19 protein-coding genes and 5 pseudogenes are annotated in these 19,020 nt (G+C 63.5%); 12 read left to right on the top strand and 12 right to left on the bottom strand.

Annotated features, from left to right (window positions below; translation table 11 throughout):
• Positions 1-6 precede the first annotated feature (6 nt).
• Positions 7-1,362, bottom strand: a complete 1,356-nt coding sequence (locus ACAM52_RS22445; protein WP_369631424.1) for an ABC transporter substrate-binding protein — start codon at positions 1,360-1,362, stop codon at positions 7-9.
• 14 nt (positions 1,363-1,376) lie between these two features.
• Positions 1,377-2,336: a TauD/TfdA dioxygenase family protein gene (locus tag ACAM52_RS22440; protein WP_369631425.1), complete on the bottom strand. Its 960-nt coding sequence runs from the start codon at positions 2,334-2,336 to the stop codon at positions 1,377-1,379.
• Between the two features lie 193 nt (positions 2,337-2,529).
• Here ACAM52_RS22440 and ACAM52_RS22435 point away from each other — a divergent pair.
• Positions 2,530-2,727 (top strand): annotated as a pseudogene (locus ACAM52_RS22435) (IS5/IS1182 family transposase); the annotation flags it as partial.
• A gap of 230 nt (positions 2,728-2,957) precedes the next feature.
• On the opposite strand, the gene ACAM52_RS22430 reads toward ACAM52_RS22435, so the two are convergent.
• From ACAM52_RS22430 to ACAM52_RS22420, 3 genes are read right to left on the bottom strand one after another with little or no spacing between them, the layout of a single operon-like run.
• A complete protein-coding gene (locus ACAM52_RS22430) occupies positions 2,958-3,104 on the bottom strand; it encodes a hypothetical protein (protein ID WP_369631426.1) in 147 nt (48 codons plus the stop codon).
• Between the two features lie 26 nt (positions 3,105-3,130).
• Positions 3,131-3,322, bottom strand: coding sequence for a hypothetical protein (locus ACAM52_RS22425; protein WP_369631427.1), 192 nt, complete (start codon positions 3,320-3,322; stop codon positions 3,131-3,133).
• A complete protein-coding gene (locus ACAM52_RS22420; protein WP_369631428.1) occupies positions 3,313-3,462 on the bottom strand; it encodes a hypothetical protein in 150 nt (49 codons plus the stop codon). Before ACAM52_RS22420 ends, ACAM52_RS22425 begins: the two co-directional genes overlap by 10 nt.
• Before the next feature lie 484 nt (positions 3,463-3,946).
• Between ACAM52_RS22420 and ACAM52_RS22415 the strand changes: the two genes are divergently transcribed.
• The 8 genes from ACAM52_RS22415 to ACAM52_RS22380 are packed head-to-tail and all read left to right on the top strand — an operon-like array spanning position 3,947 to position 11,133.
• Positions 3,947-4,717: a GntR family transcriptional regulator gene (locus tag ACAM52_RS22415; RefSeq protein WP_369631429.1), complete on the top strand. Its 771-nt coding sequence runs from the start codon at positions 3,947-3,949 to the stop codon at positions 4,715-4,717.
• Entirely contained in the window at positions 4,714-6,450 is a 1,737-nt protein-coding gene (locus ACAM52_RS22410) for a fumarate reductase/succinate dehydrogenase flavoprotein subunit (protein WP_369631430.1), read from the top strand. Before ACAM52_RS22415 ends, ACAM52_RS22410 begins: the two co-directional genes overlap by 4 nt.
• Positions 6,451-6,491: 41 nt before the next feature.
• A complete protein-coding gene (locus tag ACAM52_RS22405) occupies positions 6,492-6,725 on the top strand; it encodes a ferredoxin family protein (RefSeq protein WP_286542440.1) in 234 nt (77 codons plus the stop codon).
• A 35-nt stretch (positions 6,726-6,760) separates the two neighbouring features.
• Positions 6,761-8,182 (top strand): ABC transporter substrate-binding protein, encoded by a 1,422-nt coding sequence (locus ACAM52_RS22400; RefSeq protein ID WP_369631431.1) that lies wholly within the window; start codon positions 6,761-6,763, stop codon positions 8,180-8,182.
• An 18-nt stretch (positions 8,183-8,200) separates the two neighbouring features.
• A complete protein-coding gene (locus ACAM52_RS22395; protein WP_369631432.1) occupies positions 8,201-9,001 on the top strand; it encodes an ABC transporter permease in 801 nt (266 codons plus the stop codon).
• On the top strand, positions 8,998-9,849 hold the full coding sequence (locus ACAM52_RS22390) for an ABC transporter ATP-binding protein (RefSeq protein ID WP_369631433.1): 852 nt from the start codon (positions 8,998-9,000) through the stop codon (positions 9,847-9,849). Before ACAM52_RS22395 ends, ACAM52_RS22390 begins: the two co-directional genes overlap by 4 nt.
• A gap of 11 nt (positions 9,850-9,860) precedes the next feature.
• Positions 9,861-10,853: a HEAT repeat domain-containing protein gene (locus ACAM52_RS22385; protein WP_369631434.1), complete on the top strand. Its 993-nt coding sequence runs from the start codon at positions 9,861-9,863 to the stop codon at positions 10,851-10,853.
• Complete coding sequence (locus tag ACAM52_RS22380) at positions 10,747-11,133, top strand: gamma-butyrobetaine hydroxylase-like domain-containing protein (protein ID WP_369632864.1); 387 nt, start codon at positions 10,747-10,749, stop codon at positions 11,131-11,133. Before ACAM52_RS22385 ends, ACAM52_RS22380 begins: the two co-directional genes overlap by 107 nt.
• A gap of 77 nt (positions 11,134-11,210) precedes the next feature.
• Here the strand turns inward: ACAM52_RS22380 and ACAM52_RS22375 are convergent.
• The 4 genes and pseudogenes from ACAM52_RS22375 to ACAM52_RS22360 all read right to left on the bottom strand — a co-directional run.
• Positions 11,211-11,441 (bottom strand): annotated as a pseudogene (locus tag ACAM52_RS22375) (transposase); the annotation flags it as partial.
• Positions 11,442-11,572: 131 nt separating this feature from the next.
• Positions 11,573-13,135 (bottom strand): class I adenylate-forming enzyme family protein, encoded by a 1,563-nt coding sequence (locus ACAM52_RS22370; protein ID WP_369631436.1) that lies wholly within the window; start codon positions 13,133-13,135, stop codon positions 11,573-11,575.
• Positions 13,132-13,695: a hypothetical protein gene (locus ACAM52_RS22365; protein ID WP_369631437.1), complete on the bottom strand. Its 564-nt coding sequence runs from the start codon at positions 13,693-13,695 to the stop codon at positions 13,132-13,134. Before ACAM52_RS22365 ends, ACAM52_RS22370 begins: the two co-directional genes overlap by 4 nt.
• 26 nt (positions 13,696-13,721) lie before the next feature.
• Complete coding sequence (locus ACAM52_RS22360; RefSeq protein ID WP_369631438.1) at positions 13,722-14,981, bottom strand: branched-chain amino acid ABC transporter substrate-binding protein; 1,260 nt, start codon at positions 14,979-14,981, stop codon at positions 13,722-13,724.
• Positions 14,982-15,169: 188 nt separating this feature from the next.
• Between ACAM52_RS22360 and ACAM52_RS22355 the strand changes: the two genes are divergently transcribed.
• The 3 genes and pseudogenes from ACAM52_RS22355 (at position 15,170) to ACAM52_RS22345 (ending at position 17,144) form a co-directional block, all read left to right on the top strand.
• Positions 15,170-15,793, top strand: coding sequence for a TetR/AcrR family transcriptional regulator (locus ACAM52_RS22355; protein ID WP_369644605.1), 624 nt, complete (start codon positions 15,170-15,172; stop codon positions 15,791-15,793).
• Positions 15,794-16,371: 578 nt separating this feature from the next.
• Positions 16,372-16,569 (top strand): annotated as a pseudogene (locus ACAM52_RS22350) (transposase domain-containing protein); the annotation flags it as partial.
• Positions 16,566-17,144: a hypothetical protein gene (locus ACAM52_RS22345; RefSeq protein WP_369631440.1), complete on the top strand. Its 579-nt coding sequence runs from the start codon at positions 16,566-16,568 to the stop codon at positions 17,142-17,144. The pseudogene ACAM52_RS22350 and the gene ACAM52_RS22345, both read left to right, overlap by 4 nt.
• Here the strand turns inward: ACAM52_RS22345 and ACAM52_RS22340 are convergent.
• The 3 genes and pseudogenes from ACAM52_RS22340 to ACAM52_RS22330 form a co-directional block, all read right to left on the bottom strand.
• A pseudogene (locus ACAM52_RS22340) lies at positions 17,104-18,036 on the bottom strand (IS5 family transposase). The gene ACAM52_RS22345 and the pseudogene ACAM52_RS22340 sit on opposite strands and share 41 nt — an antisense overlap.
• A gap of 57 nt (positions 18,037-18,093) precedes the next feature.
• Positions 18,094-18,213 (bottom strand): annotated as a pseudogene (locus ACAM52_RS22335) (dihydrodipicolinate synthase family protein); the annotation flags it as partial.
• Entirely contained in the window at positions 18,210-18,971 is a 762-nt protein-coding gene (locus ACAM52_RS22330; protein WP_369631441.1) for an SDR family NAD(P)-dependent oxidoreductase, read from the bottom strand. The pseudogene ACAM52_RS22335 and the gene ACAM52_RS22330, both read right to left, overlap by 4 nt.
• Positions 18,972-19,020: the final 49 nt, after the last annotated feature.

Raw genomic sequence — 19,020 nt, 5'->3', positions numbered from 1 at the left:
AGGGCTTCACAGCTTGATGCCGGCGCGCTTGAGTTCGGCAATCGAGTTCGCTTGCGCCTGCTGAAACGCCTGCTTGGCCGACAGCTGGTTGCTCGCGATCAGTTCGATGGCCTTGTTCAGTTGCTGGTCGATCTGCGGATAGACCGACACCGTGCGGTACTTCATGTGGCCCGTCTTCGAAGCCAATTCGATGGCGTCGAGCGAGAGCTTGGCCAGGTCGCTGCCGTTGATGACCTGCTTCTGGCGGAACTCGGCCGAGTCGATGTCCGAGCGGCGCGCCGGCGAGCCGTAGCCCGCGGCCACCGCCTTGCGCGTGGTCTGCTTGCTCAGCGCCCACTGGATGAAGGCCCACGCCGCTTCCTTGTTCTTCGAGCCGGCCGGAATGCCGAGCCCATGCACGGCGGTGCCCGGAAAGCGACCCGCCGGGCCTTTCGGAACCTGGCCGAACCTGACGGTCTTCAATGTCTTGCTGGTTGCCGCATCGCCCAGTTGGGCCAGGTGCAGTTGTCCGGCGTCGGTGAAGTTGACGCGGCCGAGCTTCAGGGCCTGTGTGACCTGGTCGGGCTGGTAGGTAATGGCACCGTCGGGGCCAAACTCGCGCAGCAGGTTTGCGTAGTACTCGCCGGCGGCAATGGCCTCGGGCGTGTCCAGCGTCGGAAACAGGTCGTCCGGTGCCTTGCGGAACACGTCGCCGCCAAACGCGTGCAAATAAGGCACGAAGGTCCAGCCGTAGTGGTTGTCGGCCACGAAGCCGGCCACCCGGTCTTTCTTGTGGACTGCTCGCAGCACTTTCACAAGATCGTCGGTGGTGTCGGGGAACGCGAAGCCCGCCTTCTCCAGCAGGTCGAAGCGCGACGAGGCCGTGAGCAGCGCTTCGGCGGTCCAGGGAATGCCGTAGAGCTTGCCGTCCTTGCCGGTCTCGGGCGCGCGGGCGCCGGGCAGGAAGTCGTTCAGGTCCCAGTCGGCGCTCGTGAGGTTTGGGTTCCGGATGTAGTCGTCGAGCGGCGTGAGCCAGCCCGAGTTGATCCAGCGGCTCGAGTAGATGAAGGTAACGTTGACCACGTCGTACGCCGAACCCCGTGTCGAAAGCTCCAGGTCGACACGCTGGTTGTAGACCGGAAAGGAGGGCGCGTCGAAGTTCACCTTGGCGCCCGTGAGCGCCTCGAACTCCGGCAGCCACTGCTGCAGCAGCTTGGGATAAGTGGCGCTGAAGGTCGACACGTTCAGTGTGACGCCCGCGAACTTCTTCGCACCACCTTGTGCCGCAGTGAGCCCGGGAAGAAGAAGCGATGCGGCGCCAAGCGCGGCCGATGTCTTGAGCAGGCTACGCCGATGCAGCCCGAAGGGGGAGGGGGATGTCATGGAATGCGGGGGCTTCAGGCAGAGGCGGAAATGACTTCGTCGATGCGCGCGTCGTTCGTGGCCTCGGGCCGGCTGCGCGTTCTGCTGCGCCGGCCGTCGATGGCCACGGCGGCTTCGCCATGCACCGTCACGCGTCGCACCAGGCGCGGCTGGTTGCCGTAGTCGTTGATCGCGAAGTGCTGCGTGGCGCGGTTGTCCCAGATCGCCACGTCGTCCTGTTGCCAGCTCCAGCGCACGGTGTTTTCGAGGCGTGTCACGCGGTTCTGCAGCAGCTCGAAGAGGCGCGCCGACTCGGCACTCGACAGCCCCTCCAGCTTCTTCACGAAATGCCCGAGCAGCAGCGCACGCTCGCCCGACACCGGATGCACATGCACCACCGGATGCTCGGCCTCGTACACGGCCGAGACGAACACGTTGCGGTGGTGGCGCAGGCGATCTTCTTCCACCAGCACGCGGTCGGCGCCGTAGTCGTAGTCGTTGCTGTGCACGGCCCAGAGCTGGTCGGCCAGCTGCTTGAGCTGCGTGGGCAAGCGCTCGTAGGCGACGGCTGTGTTGGCCCACACGGTGTCGCCGCCGTAGGCCGGAATCTTCACGCCGCGCAGGATCGAGATCTTCGGAAACGCATCGACGAAGGTCACGTCGGTGTGCCACGAATCGGCGCGCCCACCGCCCTTGGAGGCGTCGAGCTCGAAGAGCTTCGTGCCCGTGGGCGAGGGCACCGTGGGGTGCGCCACCGTGCGGCCGAAGCGCGCGCCGAAGGCCTGGTGCGCGGCGTCGTCCAGATGGCCCTGGCCGCGGAAGAACAGCACCTTGTGCTTCACGAGGGCGGCCTCGACGTGCGCGATCTCTCCCGCAGAAAGATCGGCGGAGAGCTTCAGGTTCTGCACCTCGCCGCCGATGTGGCCCGCCACGCGCCGAATGCGCAGATCGCCGAAGCTCGTGTCGATGGATGAAGGGGGTGCGCTGTCGCTCATCGGGGACTCCTCTGTTCGTTCATGACGTGGGCAGGCAATGCCGGAAGCCGCAGATTCTGTGGTCGCGCGCCGCAGGAGTGAACAACGGAATCGTTGTTTCGACATGCGTGAATCTTCTTAACAGGCGGCAGAAATACCTGACCATGAAGATTGCCTGCGCGTTGTTCTTGTAGCCCAACAACAGCCCAACCCGATGCGCGGCCCAGACTCATTCACCATGCGACGGCCGGACCATTGCGTTCCCGCCGATCACCCGCTGCGCCGCATCCAGGTGATGGTCAATGAGGCGCCGGCCGAGACGGACGCGTTGTTCTCTCGGATGTACGAGGCCGACGTCAAGGGCGGACGCCCAAACATTGGGCCGGAGAGGCGGCTGCGAGCCATGCTGCCGTAAATCCTGTTCAGCAACGACGTGGCGTAGGTGTCGTCCACCAGGTGCAGCCCGCCGGTGCCGCGCACTGTGTCTTCGAGTCGCAGCGTCACCGGAAAGTGCTGCGTGAACGGGTCAATGCCCTGCCGGTCGAATGAGAAAAAAGAAGTTGGATTGCGCGGTCCGCGTCCATGCGCAGATCTGTGCGTCGGCAAGGTCCAGGCAGGCGAACGCCGGTTGTGATTGCGCGTCTACGCGATCACGCCGCGCCCTTTGGACGAGCCCGCCCCTTCGACCGCCACGCCGCCGGCCGCGCAGAAGGTCGCCCAGTTGTAGAACTGCGATTTCGTGATCGACGAGAACGTTGGGCCGAGCCCGTAGGCGTTCGAGAACTCCATGTCCGAGAGCGGCCATCAGCTGGCCATCACCAGTGAGCACGTTGCTGCCCAGCACGCGCCTCAGGAAAGCGCAGCCGCCGGTGGCGATAACAACCGCGCCGGCCCTCACCCCCCCAGGTGTCGCTGCTCTGGCGGTTCACGCCGGTGGCACCGTAGACGGTGCTGTGCTCGAGGATGTGTGCACCCGATTCCTTCACGCGCTTGCGCATCAGCCGCATGTAGTCGGCACCTTGCAGCGCAGCGCGCTCTGATCGCCGGAGGGAAATGGATAGCCCAAGCCCTTGAGCCGCTCGACATTGGCCCAAGTCAGTTCGAGCCCCCGGTTCATCCAGGCGTGCTCGGCCAGGTGGCCGCCCATCGCGAGGCGGCTGTCCTAGGCCTCTTCGTGTGCCTTGCCGTCGAGCGATACATGCAAGAGACCAGTACCCGAAGACGCAGTGGCCCCGAGGTGCCGCAGAAGCTCTTGTCGGCCAACAGCACGTGCACGCCCTGCTCAGCTGTGCTCACCGCAACTTAGGCGCCAGCCGGGCCGCCGTCGATGACTAGCACGTCCACCTGGTGCTGAACGGAGTCATGGCCCCGGGAGGGAAGCTGCCGCTAGAAAGTTCTTGCGCCCATAGTCGTCCACCTTGCAAGGCAAAGAGAGCGATCGTGTCAACGCGCAGCGCGGCGCACAAAGAAGGAATACGTGGATCAATATGCCGTTGGCGCACCCAGCAAGCCCAGGGGCTGACCATGATGCACCAATTTCCGCATATCGAAGCATGTTTTCGTTATTTAACGAAAAAAGTATCGCTGACTACCATCTGGCCTCATTGAACTGGTCATAACAGGTCAGCCGCATGTCTACCGCCAGGGCGCTCGCGCCCATCGCCTTTTCTCCCGTCCCGCTCTACACCCAGGTGCGCGAGACACTGCGCGAGCGCATCCTCGACGGCACCTACGCACCACATGCGCAACTGCCCTCCGAAAGCGAAATGGTCGCGCTGTTCAAAGTCAGCCGCATCACGGTGCGGCAGGCGCTCAGCGACCTGCAGCGCGAGAACCTGATCTTCAAGATCCCGGGCAAGGGCACCTTCGTCGCCAAACCCAAGGCCTTCCAGCAGCTGGGCCAACTCGAGGGTTTTGCCGAATCAATGGGCCGCATGGGCTACGAGATCCGCAACCAGGTCACCAGCCACAAGACCGTGCCAGCCTCGCCGCGCGTAGCGCAGCGCCTGGGCCTGCCCGAGGGCACGCCGGTCGCGCAGATAAAGCGCGTGCGCCACCTCAACCGCGCCCCGGTGTCCTACGAGGTGACTTACCTGCCCCACGCCATCGGCGAGCGGCTGCGGCAGGCGGACCTCGCGGGCCGCGACATCTTCCTGATCCTTGAGAACGACTACGGCATCGCGCTCGGCCATGCCGACCTGCAGATCGACGCGATGCTCGCCGACGAAGTGCTCTCCCGCGCCCTGAGCGTGCCCGAGGGCACCGCCGTACTGCGCGTGGAGCGACTGACCCACACAGCCGAGGGCGCACCGCTGGATTTCGAAGACCTCTATTTCCGCGGCGATGCCTTCCAGCACCGCCTGCGCATCGCCCGCAGCTATCCCACGAAGACAACCCCATGAACATCCTCACCCGCACCGTCGACGTGCTGGTCATCGGCGGCGGCACGGCCGGTCCGATGGCCGCCGTCAAGGCCAAGGAAGCCAACCCGAAGCTCGAAGTGCTGCTGCTCGAGAAAGCCAACGTCAAGCGTAGCGGCGCCATCTCGATGGGGATGGACGGCCTCAACAACGCCGTGGTGCCGGGCTTCGCCACACCCGAGCAGTACGTCAAGGAAATCACCACCGCCAATGACGGCATCGTCAACCAGAAGACGGTGATGGCCTATGCGCGCAACAGCTATTCGATGATCGAGGAGCTCGACCGCTGGGGCGTCAAGTTCGAGAAGGACGAGACCGGCGACTACGCGATGCGCAAGGTGCACCACATGGGCACCTACGTGCTGCCGATGCCCGAGGGCCACAACATCAAGAACGTGCTCTACCGGCGCCTGAAGCGCACGCGCGTGGAGATGTCGCAGCGCCTCGTGGTCACGCGTCTGCTGACCGCGGCCGACGGCAGCATTGCAGGCGCGATGGCCTTCGACTGCCGCACGGCCGAGTTCCACGTGATCCGCGCCAAGTCGGTGGTGCTTGCCACGGGCGCGGCCGGCCGGCTCGGCCTTCCCGCCTCCGGCTACCTTTTCGGCACCTACGAGAACCCGACCAACGCGGGCGACGGCTACAGCATGGCCTACCACGCGGGTGCGGAGCTCTCGGGCATCGAGTGCTTCCAGATCAATCCGCTCATCAAGGACTACAACGGCCCCGCCTGCGCCTACGTGACCGGCCCCTTCGGCGGTCACACCACCAACAACAAGGGCGAGCGCTTCATCGAGTGCGACTACTGGAGCGGCCAGATGATGATGGAGTTCTACAACGAGCTGCAGGGCGGCAACGGCCCGGTCTTCCTCAAGCTGAGCCACCTAGCCGAGGAGACCATCGCCACCATCGAGCAGATCCTGCACACCAACGAGCGCCCGAGCCGCGGGCGCTTTCATGCCGGTCGCGGCACCGACTACCGCGAGCAGATGGTGGAGATGCACATCTCCGAAATCGGCCTGTGCAGCGGCCATTCGGCCTCTGGCGTTTGGGTGGACGAGCATGCGCGCACGACAGTGCCAGGCCTGCATGCGGCGGGCGATCTGGCCTGCGTGCCGCACAACTACATGCTCGGAGCCTTTGTCTACGGCCGGCTTGCAGGTGAAAGCGCTGCAAGGCATTGCGCAGAAATCGAGCTGCCCGCGCTCGACGAAGAACAGGTCGCACGCGAGCACGCCCGCGTCAGCGCCCCGCTCCTTCGCAGCGGCGGGCTGCCGCCCGCGCAGGTCGAATACAAGCTGCGCCGCATGGTCAACGACTACCTGCAGCCGCCCAAGGTCACGCGCAAGATGGAGATCGGCCTCTCGCGCTTCGAGCAGATCCACGAAGACCTCGAACAGCTCGCCGCCCCCGGCCCGCACGAGCTGATGCGCGCGATGGAAGTGCATGCGATCCGCGACTGCGCCGAGATGGCCGCGCGCGCCTCGCTCTACCGCACCGAGAGCCGCTGGGGCCTCTACCACCACCGCGTGGACTTTCCCGAGCGCAACGACCGCGACTGGTTCTGCCACACGCAGTTGCAAAAGCAAGGCGACGCGATGGTGAGCTTCAAGCGGCCGGTCGATCCCTACATCGTGCCGCTCGATGCGCACGAGATGTCGGCCTACCAGCACCTGCGCGTGTCCGCCGCCGTGCGCGAGCCGGTCGCGGCCTGACACCTTCACAACTGCACCGCGACAAAAAAAGAGAACCCCACATGCCCCTCGCCTTCAACCCCACCAGCGTGCCCGTGCGCGTGGACGACGACAAATGCATCGCCCACAAGGGCTGCACCGTCTGTGTGGACGTCTGCCCGCTCGACGTGCTCGCCATCGACCTTAGCAAGGGCAAGGCCTACATGAAGTTCGACGAGTGCTGGTACTGCATGCCTTGCGAAAAAGACTGCCCCACCGGCGCGGTCACCGTCGACATCCCCTACCTGCTGCGCTGAGCCGCGGCCGCCGCATTTCAACCCGGAGCATCACGATGAAAACCCAGAGAACCCTGACGCTGTGGAGTGCGACTCTTGGCCTGCTGCTGGCCCTGCCTGTCGTTTCGGTCGCACAGGCCGAGACCATCCGCATCGCCATCGGCACGCAGGACACCACGATCAACTGCGCCACCGGCGGCCTCTTGATCCGCGAACTGAAGCTGCTCGAGAAATACCTGCCGCGCACCGGCAAGTACAAGGACGCGCAGTACCAGATCGAGTGGAAGAACTTCACCTCCGGCGCACCGCTCACCAACGAAATGGTCGCGGGCAAGCTCGACCTCGGCTCGATGGCCGACTTTCCGGGCAGCTTCAACGGGGCCGCCTTTCAGAAGGCGGGACGCAAGAGCATCTTCATCACCGTGCTTTCCGGCAGCACCACGGGCAGCGGCAACGGTATCGTTGTGCCCAAGGATTCGAAGGTGCAGTCGCTCGCCGAACTCAAGGGCAAGACCATCTCGGTGCCCTTCGCCTCGACCTCGCACGGCATGCTGCTGCGCGCGATTCAGGCGCAAGGCTGGGACCCGCTGAAGGACGTGAACATCACCACCCAGGCGCCCGAGGTGGCCGGCCCCGCGCTGCAGGCCGGCAAGGTCGAGGCGCATGCGGATTTCGTGCCTTTCGCCGAGCTCTTTCCGTACCGTGGCTTCGCCCGCAAGATCTACGACGGCTCGCAGGCAAACGCGCCCACCTTCCACGGCAGCCTGGTGGACGAGGAGTACGCGAAGAAGTACCCCGAGGTCGTCACCGCCTACCTGCGCGCCGCGCTGGAAGCCGACCGCCTCGTGGCCGCCGAGCCTGAGAAATACAGCGAGCTAATCACCAAGGTCACGGGCATCGAGGCCGAAGTCAATTACCTCTTCCACGGCCCGCTCGGCCTGCAGACGCGCGACCTCAGCTGGAAGCCCGAATACCGCCAGGCGGTGAAGACATCGCTCGACACGCTGCGCCTGTTGAAGCGCACCGACAACGACATCGATGCCAATGCCTTCGTGCAGGACGGCTACATCCGCACCGCCTTCAAGGAGGCGGGCCTGGACTACGACAGGCAACTAAAGAACTACGCCCGTGCCCCGCTGGTCGCGAAGGATGCAGCGACCGGGAAGCCCATCGCCGATGTGAGCCGCGTGGCGCAGGTCTGGGTGGCCGGCGAGCCGCTGGTGCGCCACTACGCCTCGCCCGAGAACGCTTTCGCCGACTTGCAGAAGCTGGAGAAGGCAGGCAAGAAGGCGCGAGTGGTCTATGCGCAAGACCGCCACAGCGGCAACAAGCTGCTGGCGGCCGATGCGTGGTTCGTGCTCGGCGCTAAGGGCGAGGTCGATGTCTTCCTGCTCAAGGATCAGGCCGAGGGCTGGGCCGCAAAAAATGGTGGCAAGGTGGCGGACTTCGCCGGCGTGCGCGCCGCGCTGGCCGGCTGATGTTCCTCGGGCTTCACCATGACCAGCTTGTTCAACAACGGCAACCTGCCGCGCGCCACATGGCGCATTGCCGCGCTGTTCCTGTGCGTGCTCGCATGGCACCTGGCCACGCGCGAGCGTATGAACCTGGGCTTCATCACCTTCCAGAACGTGCCGCGACCGCGCGAGGTGGCCGAATCCGCGTGGTCGCTAGTTCAGTCGCCGCTGGTGCTGCAGCATCTGTCGGCGAGCCTGCGCCGCGTGTTCATCGGCTTCGGCCTCGCGGCAGTGGCGGGCGTTGCGCTCGGTCTTGCGATCGGCCGCGCCAACTGGGCCGAGGACACGCTGCTGCCGCCGCTCGAAGTGCTGCGCCCCATCCCCGCCGTCGCGTGGATTCCGCTGGCCATCCTGATGTTCCCGTCATCCGAAGCTTCGATGGTCTTTATCACCTTCGTCGGGGCGCTTTTTCCTGTGCTGCTCAACACCGTGCACGGCGTGGAGGTGGTGGATGCGCGCCTCGTCGCTTCGGCACGCAGCCTGGGCGCGGGCCGCCTCGCGGTGTTCCGCGAAGTGATCCTGCCAGGCGCGCTGCCGAGCGTGGTCACGGGCCTCGCCATTGGCATGGGCACCGCTTGGTTCTGCCTCGTCACGGCCGAGATGATCTCGGGCCAGTTTGGCATCGGCTACTACACGTGGATGTCGTACATGATCCAGAACTACGCGGACATCGTGGTGGGCATGCTCTTCATCGGCGTGCTCGGTATGGGCAGCAGCGTGCTGGTGCGGTGGGTCGGCCAATCGCTGATGCCATGGCGCGCCGTACAGGAGAAACGCGGATGAAGGCCGACGTGCAAACCGGCCGCATCGCCATCGACGACCTGCGTGTGCGCCTCGGCCAGGGCGCGCAGGCCTTCGATGCGGTGCAGGACATCACGCTGCATGTGGAGCCCGGCGAATTCGTCTGCCTGCTCGGTCCTTCGGGCTGTGGAAAGTCGACGCTGCTCGGCGCACTCGCCGGCCATCTGACGCCTGCGGGCGGTGTGATCCAGGTAGACGGCGAGCCCGTTTGCGGACCGCATCCGGACCGCGGCCTCGTCTTCCAGCATCACACGCTCTTCCCCTGGAAGAAGGTGCTCGACAACGTCGCTTTCGGCCTGAAGATGCAGGGCATCGGCCGCAGCGAGCGCCAAGCGCGCGCGCACGAGATGCTACGGCTTGTCGGCCTGGACGACTTCGCCAACTTCTACCCCTCGCAGCTCTCGGGCGGCATGCAGCAGCGCGCCGAGATCGCTCGGGTGCTCATCAACCGTCCGCGCGTGATGCTGATGGACGAGCCCTTCGGCGCGCTCGATGCGCAGACGCGGCTCATGATGCAGCGCCAGTTGCTCGACGCCTGGGCGCGCGTGCGCACCACCATCGTCTTCATCACGCACGACATCGACGAGGCGCTGTTCCTCGGCGATCGCGTGCTGGTGATGGGGCCGCGGCCGGGGCGCATCGTCGCCGAGTTTGTGCTCGGTTTTCACCGGCCGCGCGATCCGTCGCTGGTCACTTCTTCCGAATTCACTGCGCTCAAGCGGCGCTGCCTGCAGCTGCTGCATCCGCATGCGGACGCCAGCGAACCGCTGGAACGCCTCACGCCGCTCGGCGCCGCCCCCACCGCTGCGCAGCTGCGCTTTGCCATCTAGAAAAAAAAAGAATGACTTCCTCGCTCCTCGACGACCCCGAACTGCAGGCCATTGCCGAACGCCTGGCCTCGCCCGATGCCGAAGTGCGCCGCATCGCCGTGATGGACCTGGGCGACCTGTCCGACGAGACGCACACGCCGCTGCTGGTCGCGGCGCTGCGCGACGACACGCCGGCCGTGCGCGCCGCCGCCGCGCTGGCGCTCGAAACCATGGAGAGCCAATCCGCCGTCGAAGGGCTGGCGGCGGCGCTCGACGATGCCGATGCGCAAGTGCGCGAAGCCGCTGCCCACAGCCTGGCCGAACTGAAGGAGCCCGCATCGGCCGCGTGGCTGCTGCCGCATGCAGGCACCGGCCCTGCGCGGGTGCGCGCCGCCGTGCTGCGTGCGCTGCGCGAACTGCGCGTGCCAGCCAGCGCCGGCCCCGCGCTGGCGGTGCTTCAGGAACTACGCGCCGCGCAGGACTCCGCCGACGCCATCGCCCTGCGCCGCGAAGCCATCGGCGTGCTCGGCTACCTGAAACATGCGCCCGCGCTGCCCGCGCTGGCCGGCCTTGCCGCCTCCGACCCGGTGGACGAAGTGCGCCGCGCCGCCGTGGGCGCGTTGGCCTTCGCGGCGGGCGATGCGGATGCGCGCGTCGCGCTGGAAACCGCACTGCGCGACGCGAGCTGGCAGGTGCGCGAAGAAGCCGCCACCGCGCTCGGCAAGCTGCAGCAGCCCGCCGCGACCGCCGCGCTGCTGGTGGCCCTGGACGATGCCTACTGGCAGGTGCGCCTGCGTGCGGCCCGCAGCCTGGGGCGCCTACGCAGCGCCGAGGGCGTCACGCCGCTGCTCGCGACGCTGGGCCACAGCATCAGCAACCTGCGCAAGGAAGCCGCGCTGGCGCTCGGCGACATCGGTGATGCAGCCGCGCTGCCCGGCCTCGAACAGGCCGCGCACGATCCCGACCCTGAAGTGCGCAAGTCGGTGCGCTTGGCCATCGCGCAGATCGCGTCGCATGGTGCCTGAGTCCATCGTCGATCACCGGGCCAGTGAGGCGTTGGAGTTCCGCTGGTCGGATGGCACGCGGTATCTCGCCACATACAAGCTGCTTCGCTCGAGCTGCCCCTGTGCAGATTGCAAGGCACTGCGCGCAGCCGGCCGACAGGACGAAGTCGGCACCATTCAATTGAAAAACATGCAGCCCGTGGGCGCTTATGGCGTGCAGTTCTTCTTCAGCGACGGGCACTACCGGGGGATCTTCCCGTGGATTTTCCTGAAGGATCTGTTGGAAAAATCTCCCATATAGCGCACCGGACACACCAATGAACCGGTCCACCCGGGCACCTCCGTCGATCTAGCGTCAAGAGGGGTCTTGAGAGGACGCTTACCCAGTTCAGCCCTCAGCCGACTGATCTCCATTTGCTCTGCGCTCACGGCCTTGCTGTCGGCCCCGCTGAGCTTTCCCTCGCGCTTGGCCTTGACCCAGTTGAACAAGGTCTGCTCGACCAACCCCAGCGTGCGCGCCGCCGCCGCAAGGCTCTGCCCGCCTTCGACCAGCCGCACCGCTTCCTGCTTGAATTCGAGCGTGTAGCGCGCTCTTGCCGTCTTCGTCATTTCGACTCTCCTTGCTTGGATTGAAACACTCAGCAAGGGGTGCGTTTTTCGGGGGCAAGGTCAGTTCAGTGCCGCGGTCGTACGGTTCGAAAGCGAAGGTGCCACCGTCAGAAGTCCCGACAAGCATGTCGCTACCGATCCGTCAGCTCGTCTCGAAGCACATGTTTGCGCACTTTGCCTGTCGCCGTGCGCGGCAATTCTCCTGCTTCTCGGATGTAGAAAATCCGAGGAATCTTGTAGCGAGCGAGTCGTGGCGCGAGAAAGGCGCGCAGTGATTCCGCATCCAAACTTGTTTGTGCGCGACCTGCGACGACAGCCACAACTGTTTCCCCCCATTCGACATGCGGGATTCCTAGTACCGCTACTTCGGCGATTTCCGGGTGCTCGCTAAGGGCGTCTTCGACCTCCTTCGAATAGACGTTCTCGCCCCCGGTGACGATCATGTCGCGGGCCCGATCCACGATGAAGAGATAGCCGTCGTCATCTCTACGTGCAAGGTCGCCGGTTCGATAGAAGCCTTGATCATCGAAGGCCTCTTTATACGCTTTGGAGTCGTTGAGATAGCCCTGCATCGAGGCTGGCGAGCGAAGAAGGATTTCACCAACTTCACCTGATGCGCACTCGCGCCCGGAAGCGTGTTGCAGCCGAAGGGAAACCCCAGGCAACCCCGCGTATCCGATTGACCCTGCTTTGCGCAATGCGTCACTTGGAGGCAACAGAGTACCCAGTGGCCCTGTTTCAGTCATCCCATAAACCTGAAAGAACTGGGTCATGCGGTAGCTTCGGATCAGACGCTGCGCTACCTCAGCGCTCAGTGGCCCTCCACCACAGACCCAGGCGCGCACGTGTCCCAGGTCATGGCGGGCGGCCTCGCTGACAACTCCCAGAGGAGAAAGAAAGGCGATTGGGGAACCGAAGACCAAGGTAGTGCGATGCGTGTTGATTGCATGTACGAATCCTTCCGGGCTGTACTCGCGGAGCAGCACCGCGGTGCCGCCCATCATCAGAACGCCGAGAAGCCAGTTGTTCAACGGCGACGCATGCCAGATCGGCATGGCAATCAGGAACTTGTCTGCGTCGGTGATCGACATTCCCGTCGCCGTGCACAACGCTGTCATGAACACGTTGCGGTGGGTGTGTAGGCAGCCTTTGGGTTTGCCAGTTGTCCCGGAGGTATACAGAATTTCCGCCAGTAACTCGCCGGAAGCGCCGGTGCCGAATGGCAGGGGATCGGCCTGCTCAACGAGACGCTCTAGCAACTGGAGATGCTCGGCTTCTGAGTCCGTCACGATCCACAGGCATTTGTGCGAGACCGCGGTGGCGTGATGAGCCAACTGACCATCCACGACGCAGAGTTTCACCTCCGCATGTCCCAGGATGTAGTTCACCTCCGGTGTCTGCAACTTGTGGTTGATGGGAACCACCACCGCCCCCAGGCGCCAAGCAGCGAACAATGCCAGTACGAAGCCCGAGGTGTTCAGGCACATCAGGCCAACACGATCACCTGCGCCCACACCCAGTGCTTGCAACGCACTGGCGGCTTTGCGGGTCTGAACAGAGAACGCGCCGTAGCTCCAACTGATCTTGTCGGAGCGCAGGCATTCCTTCCCGGTCCTGATGCGGGCATGCTCATCGATGAGCGACACGAGATCCATTGCAGCTTCTCCCGGACGAAATTCGAGGAGTGTGCTCATGTCGCGCTGACGGGAAATGGCATCGAATCGGAGTCTTCCTCCAACCGGAACGCATTGCATACCGATGCAACCGTCCGATACCAACCAACGAGAAGCACGAACTCCATAAGCTGCGCGTCACTGTAGCGCTGAGCCAACCAGGCCCAGGTAGAGTCATTCAAGTCGGCGCTTTCAGCCAGTTCGTCCACTGTATCGAAGAAGCGAAGATCATCTTCGCTCCACAGCTCGGGCGTTGCATGTGGACCGTGGACTGTCGACGTCAAATGGGCTTCGCTTAGTTCCGCCGAGGGCCCGAAGGTGCTGGCATGCAATCCCCATTCATGCGCGGCACCAAGTTTTCCCGTCACGCGGTCGATGGCCATTTCCCTGTCACGTAGCGGCAAAAGGTGGTGTGCGAGAAAACCGGCACCTAGAACCCGCGCGCGAGATGCCAATTCGGGATGCACATGAAAGAGGCGAAAGATCAGCGGAGGTCGACGGTCGGAGTTTGGCGGTAGCCACTTTCGCAGTGATGCGGCGATGGCGGGTTGCTCGGCGTCAGGGATTGCGATGCGGGGCATTGGGGCCTTCTGTTGACAGATTCTATTCATGAACGGTTTGCTTTGGCGGCGGGGCGCTTCATGACGCAGGAGGTCGGCAGCACAGCATCTGCTGCATTCACTGTATCTACGGGCATCCATCCAAAGCCCGTCGCGTCTTGGTCGTGCACAACCCGCTTGCCGTCCACCTTTTTCCAGCTCGTTACAAAGACTTGTTGCTGCGCCTGGTGGTCATCACGTCGAAGCTCGACTGGCCCGTTCAAGCCTTCGAATTTCATGCCTTCAAGACGGGCTGCAACTGCAATCGGATCAGTGGACCGTGCCTCGCGGATGGCCTGGGAGAGCGCCACAATAGCATTGTGGCCAGCACCATTGATGAAGTCTTCGTTGAACTTCTCCTTGAACGAATCGATCACCTTCCCTCCTTTGAAACGAGGGTCGTTCGGGCTGAAAGTGGACACAAGCTTGACCCGCCCTTCACCCGCTGCGCCAACGGCAGCCGGAACGCCATAGGTGTTGGCGTTCAGGGTGTACAGGTCGATGTTCAGACCGGCGTCCCGCATGGCCCGTACCAGGAGAGAGAGGTCTTGACCCGCACCTGCCGTCACGACAGCGTCTGCGCCCGATTGGCGAATCTTCGCCGCGTACGGAGCAAAGTCTTTGACTTGGCCTGTGGGAAGGAAGTCTTCGCCGACCACTTGGACTTCGGGCCTCTTGCGGGCCAAAGTCTCCCGCGTAGCCTTTGCAACATCCTGGCCGTATGAGTAGTTGGGGTTGATCTGGTAGATCTTCTTGATGCTGGACTGGCGCGCCAGATACGTCGTCATGGAATCAACTTTCATATCGGAATTCGCATCGAAACGGAAGTGCCAATAGCTGCACTTGGCATTGGTCATGACTGGTGCTTGAGAAGCGTAGTTCAGGTACACAATCTCCTTGCCAGGGTTGCGTGTGTTGTGGCGCTCAATGGCCTCCATCAGCGCCACGCCGACCGCCGAAGAACTCGCACCCTGCACCACGTAGCGAATGTCCTGCCCGATGATGATGTTCAAGATCGTCAGTGCTTCTTGGGGCGAGTACTTGTTGTCGAAGGGAACGATCTGAAGCTTCACACGCCCTGCCCAGCCGTCCTGGTTGGCCAATTGCACCGAATGTTGAAAGCCCTTGAGCACGTTCAGTCCCAGGCCAGCCATGGAGCCGGACATCATGTCGAGCGAGGCGATTTTTACGGTCTGCTCGGGTTCGGATTGAGCCGCGGCCGCAAAGTACACAGCGCTTGCCGCGATGGCAAGAACGATTTTTCTCATAGGTTTTTCTCTCTTGATCTGGATGCCACTTCAGCCGGCCAACGGCTGGCTTCTTTGTGGTCCATAAAGTCTAATATCGCGACCTCTTTGAGGTGTTCAACTTGACTCGCATGGGCGTCAAACATCCTCCGTCTACGAATCCTCCACAGAGGCGGCGACCGCGTCAGACACGCGCGCACCACACTTCATTGGCCTTGCAGCAGGCCTTTGTTCAACTTCTGACGGAGCGCCCTTACGAGGCCATCACGATCCGGGAAATCGTGGCGTTGGCCGGCACGGCCTCGGGGAGCTTCTACGTGTATTTCCGCGACAAGGACGATCTTGCGCGCGTCTGCCTGCACATGAGGACGAAGTCGCTTCGCGAGGTAATGCGCGAGGCCTTGGCTCGCTGGGGTGGCAGGAACCTGCGAGTGATCGTGAGAGAGACGATTGACGCTCTCCTGGACGCCTGCCTCGAGCACCCTGCCGAGTGGGCGCTGCATTTCTTGTTGGAGCGACACCTGTCGCCACTGAGTGCATACAAGAAATCCCATCTGCAGTTCTCCATGGATTGGATGGCGCTTATCAACTCCAGTAGGGATGCACCGCTGTCGGTGCGCACGCCCAACGTGGCTAGTGCATGCCACACTCTTCTCCATGGCCTGATCTCCCACGCGTGCTTGATCAACGCGTCGGATGGCTCAAGCGCCGCATTGTTGAGTCAGCAGGCACATTCAGCCATCTGGTCTTTTCTAAAAGCGAACTGGCTCGTCGAGCCAAGTGCCAAGCCCCCCCAAGCATCAGCTGCAACCAAATCTCGACCAGCACACTGAACTGAATGGAATTGGTTCGATTTGCAACCGATCAGCAAACCTTGGGATAATCGGCAAATGGCAGGTATGAGCGCCCTGCCTCTCTCATGAATGATGAAATCGGGACGACCGTTACGGTCAAGAACATGGCTGAGGCGGACTGGCTGGATCTGGTGTCTCGCCAGGACCTGGCGGAAGACATCTGCCAGTTTGAATTTCGGAGTGAGGCCGGCGCGGAACTTCCGGCCTACACGGCCGGCGCCCATGTCAGTGTGAAGACCGGGGCAGGCGTGACCCGCGCCTACTCGCTGTGCGGTGATCCTGCGAATCGTTCGCGGTACCTGATTGCCGTGCTGAAGGAGAGCGCCGGCAGGGGAGGGTCCATCGCCTTGCACGAGCAAATGGTGATCGGCGCGTCCGTCAGTGTCGCTCAGCCGGACAACTTCTTTCCTCTCAGCGCTGCGGCCGGTCATCATGTGCTGATCGCTGGCGGCATTGGTGTCACGCCGTTGCTCGCGATGGCGCGCGTGCTCGGTCGCAGGCTGCCGGCGAACAGCCAGTTCTGTCGCTTATGTGGAGATCCACATAAAAGAAAGGCATGGATGTTCGTGGGCAGTGAACTCGCTGGCCAGCGCGCGGCCATCGTGATGAGCCTGGTGCAGTCGGCGCGCCTGAACGGCCATGACCCCTGGGCCTACCTGCGCGACGTGTTGCAGCGCCTGCCGACGCAGCGCGCCAGCCAAATCGAGGACTTGCTGCCGCACCGATGGCAGCCAGCGTCCGACGCGCGACCATGACCTTGCTCACGCAGGCCGTGATGGTCCGGGCGAACATCGACGTCGACCGCATGAGCGCGCAACAAAAGGTTGAGCTGGCTGACGAAATCTACGTCCAGCAGCCCAACCTGCTGGCCTCCATCCTCGTGTTGCCGCGCTACGGGGTCGACATGCTGCAGCTTGAGGTGCCGATCCACGTTCTGCTGGTCGCCTTCCAGGCCATGAAGCACTGCGGGCACGCCGTGCCAACGATCTCTGAAGACGTCCAGGAAACCTGCTTGCAGCGGCTGACGGCGACGATGCAGTTCACCGAGGGCGTGCCGCCAGACCTCGTTGCGCAGATGATCACGAACTCCTGCCTCGGCCACCCCGAGCGCTACTTGTTGGCGTTCGTGTACGGCCACCTTGGCCAGCACGACCTGCTGCGCGTGAGAACTGATGCCGAGAAGTTCCTGCTGCTGGCCGCCCTCAACCTCGTGGAGTGCGTTGCTTACGTCGGAGGGCGCTGTTGCATAACCCGAATTCAGGGCGAGCCTCCCCTTACCCCAGACGCAGCTATGCCACGCGCACAGTCTCAGGCGTTCCCAGACTGGTGAACCTGTTGAGGATCGATGCCCGTACCTGTAGCTCGGTCACCTGCCTCTGGAAGTCCCGTGCCATCACGCGCTCGCCCAGTCTCTTGAAGCACCCCATCTTGGTCTCCACCAGGCTGCGGCGGTGATAGCCGCTCCACTTCTTCCAGATTGAACGACCAAGCTTGCGTGTCGCCCTCAGGATTTCGTTTCTTGCCTGCGCCCCAGCTTTGCCATCCGCCCAAGGCTTGGCGTTCTTGCGTGTGGGGATGATCGCCGCGGCCTGCCGGCTGGCAATGGCCTCGTGGCACGCTTTGGTGTCATAAGCACCATCGGCGCTCACCGAATGCAGTTGTTCGTCCGCAGGAATCTGCGCCAGCAACTCCGGCAGCATCGGCGCATCGCCAATGGCGTTGTCCGTGATTTCGATGGCGCGGATCTCCAGCGTCTGCGCATCGATGCCCAGGTGCACCTTGCGCCACTGCCGGCGGTAGTCGGCACCGTGCTTCTTCGTCTTCCATTCGCCTTCGCCCAGCATCTTCACGCCGGTGCTGTCGATCAGCAGGTGTAGGCCCGCGCTGCTGCGGCGCGTGGCAATGGCCACACTCAATGTCTTCTGACGCCGCGACAAGGTGCTGTAGTCGGGCACGGCTCAGTCCAAGTGGGCCAACTTGATCAGGCTCTCGGCCAGGCCCGTCGCCTGGCGCAGGCCCAGCCCGAACATGCACTTCAAGGTCAGGCAGAACTGGATCGCAGCATCGCTGAACACAGCGGGCCGGCCTGAGCGACCACTGGCAGGAGCCAGCCATTGAAGGTTGGCATCGAGCCAAACCATCAAGGATCCCCTGCGCTTGAGCGCCGCGTTGTACTCACTCCAGTTCGTCGTGCGGTACTTCGCCCGCGGTGGCTTGCTCATCTGTCTAGCCTAGCCTAACCACGATCGGGGACCACTCCCGCGGGGTTATGCAACAACGCCCGCGTTGATCATGAAGTCGATGCAGCGCCTCTGGCTTGTGAGGTCGAGTTGGCCCGTTTCGGTGAAGGTTGTCGGCACGACCGGGAAGATGCCCCGATAGCGCGGCCTGGCCGTCATGGCATCACCTGGCCGCCGTTGACTTCAATGATCTGACCGGTGATGTAGCCGCTGGTGGCCTCGTTAGCGAGAAAAAGAAAGGCACCGACGCATTCTTCGGCCGTCCCTAGTCGGCCCATCGGTATTGCGTTCGCGAAGTTCTTCAGCACGTCGGGGCTGGAGTGTCCGTCATGAAATGGTGTCTCGATCACGCCTGGCGCCACGGCATTGACGCGGATATTTTCCTTCACCAGTTCCTTGGCCATGGTGCGCGTGATGGTTGAGACAAACCCCTTGCTGGCAGCGTATAGCCCGGCGCCTGGGCCGCCGCCGGTGCGCGCCGCCTGGGTCGTTACGTTGATGATGGCGCCACCGCCGTTTGCCGCCATCAAGGGGATCACGCGCCGGCTGACCGCGACCACGGATCGGGCGTTGAGGCGAAACACCGCGTCGATGTAGTCGTCGTCAGCATCGACGATGGGCGAGCGCTTAACGAAGCCGCCTGCGTTGTTGATCAACACGTCGATGCGACCGAAAGTCTCGTGGACGGTGCCAACCATCCGATCGACCGCGACGGAATCGCTCACATCGGCTTGGACCACGATGGCTTGGCCGCCGGCGACTTCGACATCGTGCGCGACCGCTTTGGCCTCCTCGAGACTGACGCGATAGTGCACGGCAACACGCGCGCCCTCTTTGCCCAGCGCGCGCGCCACGGCGGCACCAATGCCTGTACTGGCGCCTGTAAGCAGGACTGCCTTGTTCTTCAGATTGCTCATGTCGATTCTCTTGGGGGAAGGGATGGAAGAGACCGCCGCAGCGTGTTCG

Source organism: Variovorax sp. V118 (assembly GCF_041154445.1).
In the GTDB taxonomy this organism is placed as follows: Bacteria; Pseudomonadota; Gammaproteobacteria; order Burkholderiales; family Burkholderiaceae_C; genus Variovorax; species Variovorax boronicumulans.
The sequence above is the reverse complement of the archived record's forward strand: the minus strand, read 5'-3'. Positions and strand labels throughout refer to the sequence as shown.